The organism is uncultured Microbacterium sp., from assembly GCF_963521695.1.
GTDB lineage: Bacteria > Actinomycetota > Actinomycetes > Actinomycetales > Microbacteriaceae > Microbacterium.
Map to the genome: position 1 here is coordinate 1 of NZ_CAUQWC010000131.1, position 9,588 is coordinate 9,588.

Annotated in this window: 6 protein-coding genes; 4 read left to right on the forward strand and 2 right to left on the reverse strand. The window is 71.9% G+C overall.

Going from position 1 to position 9,588, the window contains the following annotated elements; translation table 11 throughout:
• Positions 1 to 131 precede the first annotated feature (131 nt).
• Positions 132 to 950 (forward strand): ABC transporter permease, encoded by an 819-nt coding sequence (locus tag RWP81_RS10555; RefSeq protein WP_314455885.1) that lies wholly within the window; start codon positions 132 to 134, stop codon positions 948 to 950.
• A 51-nt stretch (positions 951 to 1,001) separates the two neighbouring features.
• Complete coding sequence (locus tag RWP81_RS10560; protein ID WP_314455887.1) at positions 1,002 to 1,820, forward strand: TSUP family transporter; 819 nt, start codon at positions 1,002 to 1,004, stop codon at positions 1,818 to 1,820.
• A gap of 17 nt (positions 1,821 to 1,837) precedes the next feature.
• Here RWP81_RS10560 and RWP81_RS10565 read toward each other — a convergent pair whose 3' ends face one another.
• Together RWP81_RS10565 and RWP81_RS10570 are read right to left on the reverse strand one after the other, a co-directional pair.
• On the reverse strand, positions 1,838 to 2,227 hold the full coding sequence (locus RWP81_RS10565; RefSeq protein WP_314455889.1) for a hypothetical protein: 390 nt from the start codon (positions 2,225 to 2,227) through the stop codon (positions 1,838 to 1,840).
• Between the two features lie 157 nt (positions 2,228 to 2,384).
• On the reverse strand, positions 2,385 to 5,870 hold the full coding sequence (locus RWP81_RS10570; RefSeq protein ID WP_314455891.1) for a family 43 glycosylhydrolase: 3,486 nt from the start codon (positions 5,868 to 5,870) through the stop codon (positions 2,385 to 2,387).
• 248 nt (positions 5,871 to 6,118) lie between these two features.
• Between RWP81_RS10570 and cofG the strand changes: the two genes are divergently transcribed.
• Positions 6,119 to 8,953 carry a 7,8-didemethyl-8-hydroxy-5-deazariboflavin synthase CofG gene (cofG, locus tag RWP81_RS10575; protein WP_314455892.1) on the forward strand — a complete coding sequence of 945 codons (2,835 nt, stop codon included), beginning with the start codon at positions 6,119 to 6,121 and terminating at the stop codon, positions 8,951 to 8,953.
• A partial coding sequence (locus tag RWP81_RS10580) for an NAD(P)/FAD-dependent oxidoreductase (protein ID WP_314455893.1) occupies positions 8,950 to 9,588 on the forward strand: 639 nt, incomplete at its 3' end. The genes cofG and RWP81_RS10580, both read left to right, overlap by 4 nt.

The following is a 9,588-nucleotide window of genomic DNA, read 5'->3' on the forward strand; positions in this document are numbered from 1 at the left end:
CCGCCGCCCCGCGCCGCGCGTCCCGCGGTGGCGCCGGCCGACGACGGCCCGCAACGCTCCTACTCCGTCGCATCGACGGGAGTCATCGACATCGTCCCCTCAGCCGCCCCCGATCAGACGGAGGCCCCGCGATGAGCCTCGTCGCCGCGACCCGTTCCGAGTACACCAAACAGTTCACCACCGCCGGGTGGTGGGTGCTGGGCATCGTGCTCGTCGTCTACGTCGCCTTCACGGCCGGCGTCCTCGCCCTCGTGTTCGGCGGAGTGGCATCCGGTCAGCTGACGGGGTCGCGCGGTCCCGCGCTGTCGACCGACGGCATCCCCGCCCTCGTCTACAGCTCCGCGACCGCGGTCGGTTACGTCTTCCCCCTGCTCGTGGGCACGCTGATGGTCACGACGGAGTTCCGGCACAAGACGCTGACGCCGACGTTCCTCGCCACCCCGCGCCGCGGCACGGTGCTCGTGGGCAAGTTCGTCGTCGGCATCGTGGTCGGTCTGCTGTACGGCATCCTGGGCTCGATCGCCGCGCTCGGGGCCGGCGCGGGCGTGCTGAGCTTCTTCGGCATCGACACCGCCCTCGGCGCGCCCGACACGTGGGAGCTCGTCGGCCGGATGCTGCTCGCGTTCGCGCTGTGGGCGCTCGTCGGCATCGGCGTCGGCACGGTCGTGCGCAACCAGGTCGCCGCGATCGTCATCGTGCTGGCGGTGACGCTCTTCGTCGAGCCGATCGTGCGCACCGCCGGCGGTCTGGTCGAGGGGTTCGCCGGAGTCGTGAAATGGTTCCCGAGCGCCGCGAGCGATGCCCTCGTCGGGCAGACGATCTTCGGCATCATGGGCGCAGCCTCCGGCGACACCCTCGAGTGGTGGGCGGGCGGGCTCGTGCTGCTCGGCTACGCCGTGGTGCTCGTCGTGATCGGACTGCTGACGACCTGGCGTCGCGACATCGACTGACCCACCCCGCCACCCATTTGGAGGCTCGCCGCGCAGCGGCGAGAATCAACCGTGCTCGATGGACCGGTGATCGCGGAGTGGCTGCCGGTGTCGGTGGCATCCCTGCTCCTGCTGCTGATCGCTGCGGGAGTGGCCGGCTGGGTCGACGCGGTCGTCGGCGGCGGCGGACTCATCCAACTCCCCGCCCTCGTCATCGCGGTGCCGAAAGACGTGGCGACCCCGTTCATCCTCGGCACGAACAAGCTGTCGTCGTTCTTCGGCACGCTCTCGGCCAGCTGGGTGTACCTGCGCCGGATCCGGGTGCAGCTCGTGCTGCTGATCCCCCTCATCGCCGGGGCGTACGCCGGATCGACCGTGGGCGCCGCGCTCTCGCGCTACGTTCCTCGCGAGGTGCTGACCCCGATCGTGCTGGTCGCGGTGATCGTGGTCGCGCTCTACACCCTCTTCAAGCCCCAGATGGGCCTCGAGCACGCGCCGCGCCACGGCAGCACCGCGGCCATCGCCTGGCGCGCCGCCGCGATCGGTCTGCTGGTCGGCTTCTACGACGGCATCCTGGGGCCGGGGACGGGGTCGTTCTTCGTCATCCTGATCGTGGGGGTGCTGGGCTACGGCTTCCTGCAGGCGAGCGCCAACGCCAAGATCGCCAACCTCACCACCAACCTCGCCGCCCTCGCGGTCTACGGCGTGCACGGCGAGATCCTGCTCGTGCTGGGCCTGGCGATGGCCGTGATGAACATCACCGGCGGATTCATCGGCGCCCACATGGCCACGCGCCGGGGCAGCGGCTTCGTGCGGATCGTCTTCCTCGTGACCCTGTCGATCCTCATCGTCAAGCTCGCGTGGGACACCGTGGTGCAGTTCACGAGCTGACGCCGCGAGCCGCCGGGTCAGGCGACGATGTCGGCCACGTTCTCGGGTTCCGATGCCACGTCGAGCCGCAGTGCCTGGAGCAGCGCCACACCGTGCTTAGTGGTCAGCACGAGCCGCTCGAACTCGTCGTGACCGGTGAGGTCGACCACCACGCTGGGCTTTCGCCCGCGGATGATGACGAAGTCGTTGCCGCCCGCCGACTTCCACGTGCCCATACCGACGGCGACGGGCAGGTTAATGCCGGGGTTGGGGACGCCGCGCAACCACGTCCACGCATCGTCGGTGAGCTGCACGCGCTCGATGTGCTCACGCGGGAGGACGATGTTGGACCTGCGGAAAGACATCGCCCGCTCGGTCGGCGAGAGCACGACCTCGAGCTGCGTCGAATCGAGCAGCAGGGTGACCATGGCATCCATCCTGCCAGCGCGAGCGGGTGCCCACCCGCACCGCACCTCACGAGAGCGCAACGATCGCCCTCACCTCGGGTTCCGACGCCATCGCACGACGAAGCCGCGCCCGGGAGAGGTCCGGACGCGGCTTCGTCGTGAGCGATCAGCCGGGTGGTCAGCCGCAGCTCGCGGCGGCGAACGGCAGCGAGACCGTGTCGGTGACAGCCTTGCCGTTCACCGTCGCGGTGGCATCCACCGTCACCGTTCCGGCGGGGATCGACCCGAGACGCGTGGTGAAGGCGGCCGACGCGCTCTTGCCCGCGGCGAGGGAGCCGAACGCCTTCGTTCCGTACGGACCCTTCGCCGTCACCGTCACCGGGAAGCCCCCGGCGTTTCGCACCGTGACGGTCTGGGTGACCTTGCCCGAGATGCAGCGGGAGCTCACGGCCCCGGTGACCTCGAGGCCCGCCGGCGCGGTGACGACGACGGTGGCCGTGACGCGACGGTTGTCGGGCGCGACCTCTTCGGCGCTCTCCATGTCGAAGATCGGCAGGCCGTCCGCGGCGAAGTGCACCCGGCGCACGAACATGTCGCGACCGCTGAGGTTGTTGTTGTCGGTGCGGGCGTGGAAGACGTACAGCAGGTTGTCGTCCTCGTCCTGCGACCACATGCCGTGGCCCGTGCCGAGCTGCCAGGAGCCGTTGAAGACGCCCGACTTCTGGATCGGGTAGTTGAGCTTGCTCCACGCGCTCGGGGAGGTGAGATCGACGTTCTTCCCGGCCGTGGCCAGAGCGAGTCCGGTCGTGTAGGTGTCGCCGACGGTCGATCCGGAGTAGATCAGGTACAGCTTGCCGTCGCGCGCGTAGACGTTCGGTCCCTCGGCGATGACGTTGTCCCAGGCGTACTCGGGGGCGAGGATGCGCACCGGCTCCGAGGTCAGTCGGGTCGGGTTGGCCGGGTCCATCTTGGCGATGAACAGCGCGCCGAGCTGCTGCCACACGTAGTACGACTGACCCGAGTCCTCGACGTAGGTCATGTCGAGCGAGATCGTCTGGACGGGGTTCAGGATGCCGCCGCCTGCCCGCAGCACCTTCTGCGCCTTCGTCCAGTTGGCCGGCACCGCGGGATCGAGGTCGCGCCCCTGTGCATCCTTCTTGAGCTGGATGATGCTGGCCTGGCCGGTGAACATGTCGGGGCGACCGTTCGCGCCGTCGTAGCAGGGCATGAACAGGATCGAGAGCTTTCCACCGATGACGTGGTACTCCGGAGCCCAGAAGCATCCGGTCATCGCCCGACCCTCGGCGTCGGTGTCACCGCGACGCAGCAGGTCGATCTCGACGTTGCGTCCGGCGCGGATCGCCTCGTCGGACAGGTCCTCGATCGAGTTCGCGATGCGGATCGGCATGTGCGCACCGCCCTGCGGGTCGATGTTGCCGCCGTAGATGTCCTCGGTCGCGATCATGAGGAACTTCTGCTGCCCGTTCAGGTCGTACCGGAACACCGAGGGGTCGGCGCGCTCGTCGGCGAACGGCGTCGCGTACTCCGGCTGCTTGACCGTGCCGGTGACCTCGTAGGTGCCGGGCTGGGAGGTGTCGACCGCGCCGATGGAGGCGGCATCCCAGGTCACCGGGCGGGTGGCCTTCGAGCCGTCCGAGTACGACAGGTCGACGCGCTTCGCGAGGGCCGCCGCGTCGAGCGTCGCCCCCTGCGCGATCTCGACCCGTGCCGGGGCGATGACGCCGGTGTTGACGACGCGTCCGAAGCGCACCTCGAGCGCCGCCAGGGTGTCGGCGTCGACCGGGACGGTGTTGCCCGAGTCGAAGTTCGCCACCTCGGCCTCGTCGACGCCGGCGGTCGCGGCGACCTCGCCGCGGCGCACCTCGCCGCGGGTGGAGACGTCGCCGAGGTCGGCGAACGAGGTGTACATCGCAGCGCCGGCGTCCGACGCCCACGAGACCACGTAGCGGTCCGCGGCGGAGTCGTAGACGGCCGCGGGGTCGTTGACCCCCGACGTCACACCGAGGTCGACCATGCCCACCTCGTCGTAGCTGCGCAGATCGGCGCTGCGGGCGAAGAGCACGCTCGAGGTCTGCGTCCCATCGGCACCGCCGCCTCGCGCCGTGCGCGTGGCGACGACGCCGTAGCCGCCGTCTTCGAGGGTGAACAGGTGCGGGTCGCGCAGGCTCCGGATGTCGTCGTCACGCGGACCGTTCGCCGGCACGGGGACGGCGGTCTTCGGGAAGAAGATGCCGTAGTTCTCGTTGAGCGGACGCCAGGCGTCGTCCTCGCCGACGGCGAGGTGCATGCTGAGCGCGACATCGGCGTTGTTCGCCTCAGTGACGAGCGTGGGCACGCGGTTGTACGCGAGCAGTTGCTCGGTCGAGTCGGCCGGAAGCACCGTGACGGCGAAGGTGCGGTCGGCGGTCGCGCCGGTCGCGGCGTCGGTCACGCGCACGGTGATCGATCCGTCGGCACCCGACACGACGCCGTCGGTCACGACGACACCGCCGTCGGTCGAGCGGACGGCGACCGTCGTCCCTTCCGGGGCGGAGGGGAGCGTCGAACCCGATTCGAGGACGCTGGGGATCACGAATCGCCCCGCGAGACGGGCCGCGCGCTGTGCGGCGGTCTCGGTCGAGGCGGTCACGGTCACGGTGATGGTCCGGGTCGCCGTCACCCCGCGGACGGCGGCGGTCGCCGTCAGCTGCGCGGTGCCGCCCGGCTGCCCGGCGACGGGAGCGCTGACCGTTCCATCGGGCGCCACGAGCGCGGGGTTGCTCGAGGTCCAGGTCACGCGACCGCCGGAGGTCGGCAGGTCGATGTCGGTCGAGGTCGAGACGTCCTTCAGCGCCAGAGCGTCGAGGATCGCCTGAGCCTGCGCCCGCAGTTCGGCCTGGTGGGTCTCGGCGTCGGTCTGAGCCGTGGCCGCGACCTCGGTCGCCGACAGCGCGCGGTCGTAGACGCGGAAGGCCGAGACCGCTCCCTGGAAGAGCGGGTCGGGCCAGGGGGCGCGGCCGATGGTGTTCAGTGACTGGTCGCGCACGTCGGCGGGGGTGCGATCGATCGCGGCGTCGGCGACGCGGACGCCGTCGAGGTACAGGGACGCCCGCCCCGTGGCACCGTCGACGACGGAGGCGACGTTGACCCACTGATTCGCGGTGACGCCGCAGGACGACGCTCCCACGAGCCGCTCGACACCGGCGGACTTCACGCCCAGAAGCGGCGTCCGGCCGGAGCCGCAATTGAGGGAGGCGAAGAAGTACTCGGTCGCGGCCGACTCGTTGCCCACGTTCCATAGGAAGTGGAACGAGTTCAGCATGGCCTGAGACGCCTTGACCTCGGCGACGACCGTCGCCGACCGGTCACCCGCCAGGATGTCGTCGGGCAGCTCGACCCAGTTCCCCGTCGAGGTCTTGGCCCCGCCGCGCAGGGTCAGGCCGCTCGCGGTCCAGTCGGCGCTCTGCACATTGCGGACGGTCGCGGGCCCGAGTGACGACCCCGTCGCGGTGTTGGCGACCGTCGCTCCGGAGGGCTGACGGAAGTCGTAGGCGGCGACGAGGCCGTCTGCGGGTGCGGCGGCGACCGCGGGCTGGGCGGTCGCGAAGGTCGCCGCCCCGACCGCAAGCACGGTCAGGAAGGCGAGGCGTCGTCGGGTACTCACGTGGTCCGGCTCCTTTGCTCGGGTGGTCGTGCACCCCGTCGAGCGATGTGCTCGTCGACGCCGACCGAGTCGGCGGAGGTTGGGGGTGCCCGTGCGGTGATGTTAGCGGCAACATTCGCGCCTGTCCACGGTCATTGCGCGGGGCGGCCACGCGAGGATCGCGCAGCCTGCATGATCCAGCGTTCCGACCGGACGGCGCCGCCGCGGTCCCCGGCCCCGATGTCGGGGGCGGGGGATAGCCTGGAGCGATGAGTACGGGCAGCGCTGCGCCGCGAGTCGCACCGGCCCGAGGCACCTCGATGGGCGACCTCCTGGCGCGCGTCGCGGCGGGTCACCGCCCCGACGCCGACGAGACCGAGGCACTGCTGCACGCGCCCCTCGACGCGCTGCTGCCCGCGGCATCCGCGCTCCGCGACGAGGGACTCGCCCGCGCCGGCCGCCCCGGCGTCATCACCTACTCGCGCAAGGTGTTCGTCCCCCTTACGACCCTGTGCCGCGACCGGTGCCACTACTGCGTGTTCGTCGACACGCCCGGCCAGCTCAACCTGCTGCGCAAACCCGCCTACATGAGCCCCGAGCAGGTGCTCACGGTGGTGCGCCAGGGGCAGGCCCTCGGCTGCAAAGAGGCGCTGCTCACCCTCGGCGACCGCCCCGAGGAGCGGTGGCCCGAGGCCCGCGCCTGGCTCGACGCCCACGGCTTCACCTCGACCATCGACTACGTGGCCCACATCGCCCGTCTCATCACCGCCGAGACCGGAATGCTCGTGCACGCCAACCCCGGCGTGATGCATCCCGACGAACTGCGAGCGCTGCGGCCGGTCTCGCCGTCGATGGGCATGATGCTCGAGACCACCTCGCGGCGCCTGTACGATGAGCCCGGCCAAGTGCACTTCGGCTCTCCCGACAAAGACCCCGCGCTGCGTCTGCGGGTCATCGACGACGCCGGGGCCGCCGGCATCCCGTTCACCACCGGCATCCTGGTGGGGATCGGCGAGACCGTGCGCGACCGCGCCGAATCGCTCGTCGCGCTGCGCGAACTCGACGACCGCCACGGGCACGTGCAAGAGGTGATCGTGCAGAACTTCCGCGCGAAACCCCGCACCGCCATGCAGGGCGCACCGGATGCCGACATGCACGACTACCTCGCGGCGGTCGCCGTCGCGCGGCTCGTGTTCGGCCCCGACATGCGCATCCAGGTGCCGCCGAACCTCTCCGATCCGCGCGAGCTCGGCCTGCTCATCGAGGCCGGCGCCGACGACTGGGGAGGGGTGTCGCCGCTCACCGCGGACCACGTCAATCCCGAGCGCCCCTGGCCGCAGATCGACGACCTCGCCGCGCACACGGCCGCGCGCGGTTACCTGCTGCGCGAACGCCTCACCGCCCATCCCGAATTCGTCCGCGATGCCGACCGCTGGATCGACCCGGCACTCCATGCTCCCCTGCGGGCGTTGGCGGATGCCACGGGGCTCGCCGCCGATGTGCAGCCGGTCGGCGCGGTCGTGCCCGCGGTACCCGCGACGGGAGCGGCTGCGACCTTCGCGACTCCCGCGACCTCCGCGACCTCCGCGACCCCCGCGACGGCCGCGACGGGAGGAGAATCCGCCGCGGGAGGACGTGCCGCCGCGGCCGCATCCTCCGCTGCCGGAATCCCCTCCCTTCCCGGCACCGACGCCGATTCGGGCGATCCCGCCGCGGGCGCTGGCCAGCGGCCCGGCGCCGACCCGGACCCCGTCGCCGTCACCTCCGAGAACTCCGTCACCCCCGCGACCTCCGCGGCCTCCTCGGCCTCCGCGACGGCCGTGACCCCCTCGACGGGAGGAGAATCCGCCGCGGGAGGACGTGCCGACCCGGCCGCATCCTCCGCTGCCGGAATCTCCTCCCTTCCCGACGCCGCCCCCGCCGCGGCGCTGCCCTCCACCACCCACGCCGACCCCGGGGCTGCGCGATCCGGAGCCGACCCGGGCGTCCGCCGACTCGCCGAACGCGCGGCATCCGGCGCCCTCGCCCTCGACGACGCCGACTGGGTGCGTCTGCTGCGCGCGACCGGCGCCGAGCTCGACGAGCTGACGGCCGTCGCCGACGACGCGCGGCGCTACACCGTCGGCGAGCCGATCACGCTCGTGCAGAACCGCAACCTCACCTCGACGGGCTTCCGCCGCACCGGACGCAACGGCCCGGGCGAGTTCGACCTCGACGACGCCACCGCCATCGCCGCGGATGCCGCCGACCTCGGCGCGACCGAGGTCTGCGTGCAGGGGGCGCTGCGCAGCGACGAAGACCCCGCCGGGTACCTCGACATCGTGCGGGCCGTGAAGCGCGGGGCCCCCGGCATCCACGTGCACGCGTACCGTCCCCTCGACGTGCGCGATCTCGCCGACCGGGGCGGCCTCGGGCTCGACGGAGCCCTCACAGCGATGCGCGACGCGGGCGTCGACACCGTTCCCGGCACGGGAGTCAAAGTCCTCAGCGAGCGGGTGCGCGCGCTCGTCGCGCCGGGCGACCTCGAGATCGATCACTGGGTCGAGACCATCACGGCGGCGCATCGCGCCGGCTTCCGCTCGACCTCGGTGATCTTCTACGGCCACGTCGAGACGGCCGAAGAACGCATCGCGCACCTGCGGCGTCTGCGTGCGATCCAGGACGAGACCCGCGGCTTCGCCGAGTTCGTCGCGATCCCCCTGCCCGGCGGTGACGTGCCGCTCGTCGCCGACCGCGCGCCGATCGACGAGCACCGGGCGATGGTCGCCGTCTCGCGGCTGCTGCTGTCGGGCAGCATCCCGCACGTGCAGATTCCGTGGACCCGCGTGGGCGGCGAGACGGCGGCCGTGCTCCTGCGCTCGGGCGGCGACGACCTCGGCGGCACCCTCTACGACGGCCGGGTCCTGCCCGACGCGGGCATCGAGCAGGGACTCGAGCTGCCGGTCGCCGCGGCCGAGCGCATCGCGCGGAGCCTCATGCGGCCGTTCCGTCTGCGCACCACCGACTATCAGGTGGCGACGGATCTGCCCGATCCCTCCGCCCCGTACGTCGTCACGAGCGGGGGCACCCGTTACCCGCTCCCCGCCGATCGGCCGCGGTCGTGAGGATCATCGACGTCGCGATCGTCGGCGCCGGCTTCGCCGGACTCGCCATGGCCGGAGCCCTGCGCCGGGCGGGACGCGACGACATCGTCGTGCTCGAACGTGCCGACGACGTCGGCGGCACGTGGCGCGACAACACCTACCCCGGCGTGGCGTGCGACGTGCCCGCGCACCTCTACAGCCTCGCCGCCCATCCCCACGCCGGCTGGTCCCGCACGTTCGCGCCCGGCCAGGAGATACAGACGTACCTGCGGGGCGTCGCCGCCCGCGAGGGCCTCGGCGACCGGCTGCGCCTTCGCACCCCCCTCCTCGGGGCGCGATGGGATGCCGCAGGCTCCGTCTGGCGCCTCGACACGGGCGCCGAGCCCATCGCCGCCCGCTCCCTCGTGCTGGCCTGCGGCCGCCTCACCGAGCCGCACGTCCCCGGCATCCCTGGACTCGAATCCTTCGACGGCCCGATCTTCCACACCGCGCGGTGGGACCACGGCGTCGACCTCACCGGCACGCGCGTCGCGGTCGTCGGTACGGGCGCGAGCGCCGTACAGCTGGTGCCCGAGCTCGCCCGTCGCGGCGCCCGGGTGACGCTGTTCCAGCGCACACCGGCGTGGATCGTGCCCCGCGGAGGCGGCGAGATCGCC

Excerpts from the sequence above, each read along its gene's own strand:
- RWP81_RS10555 (WP_314455885.1), top strand. The coding sequence starts at position 132 with ATGAGCCTCGTCGCCGCGACCCGTTCCGAGTACACCAAACAGTTCACC.
- RWP81_RS10565 (WP_314455889.1), bottom strand. The coding sequence starts at position 2,227 with ATGGTCACCCTGCTGCTCGATTCGACGCAGCTCGAGGTCGTGCTCTCG.
- cofG (WP_314455892.1), top strand. The coding sequence starts at position 6,119 with ATGAGTACGGGCAGCGCTGCGCCGCGAGTCGCACCGGCCCGAGGCACC.